The organism is Bartonella taylorii 8TBB, assembly GCF_902825155.1.
GTDB classification, from domain to species: Bacteria; Pseudomonadota; Alphaproteobacteria; order Rhizobiales; family Rhizobiaceae; genus Bartonella; species Bartonella taylorii_A.
Window position 1 is genome coordinate 1 of the sequence record NZ_CADEAG010000205.1, and the last position, 393, is coordinate 393.

Annotated in this window: 1 protein-coding gene; it reads left to right on the forward strand. The window is 43.0% G+C overall.

All coding sequences use genetic code 11. The features are described from left to right. The coding region (locus J7R13_RS09310) for a phage tail protein (protein WP_208438350.1) at positions 1–393 on the forward strand (393 nt) is incomplete at both ends.

Consider the following 393-nt stretch of genomic DNA (forward strand, 5'->3'; position numbering starts at 1 on the left):
ATGGCGCATCAACAAAAGGTCTTGAGGGCTGGTATCTTTTAAATCCTACCCCCATTCCACCACCAAAGGTCGAAACCTTTCCTTGCGGTTTTATTGCGACCTTTGCTATGCAAGAAGTGCCAAACGGTTGGCTTTTATGTGATGGTGCTACTTATGAACGCAAAGATTATCCGCAATTGTTCAAGGCGATAGGGGATAAATGGGGAAAAGACAGCGATACAACCTTTAAAGTTCCAGATTTTAGAGGAGTATTTTTGCGCGGCTTTGATGATGGTCGTGGTTTAGACAGAAGTAGAAAATTTGCCGATATACAGCAAGATTGCCTTAAATCGCATACGCATGTTGCTACCATTGAAGAAGCAGGGCAGCATACACACGAGTTTCAGTATAATG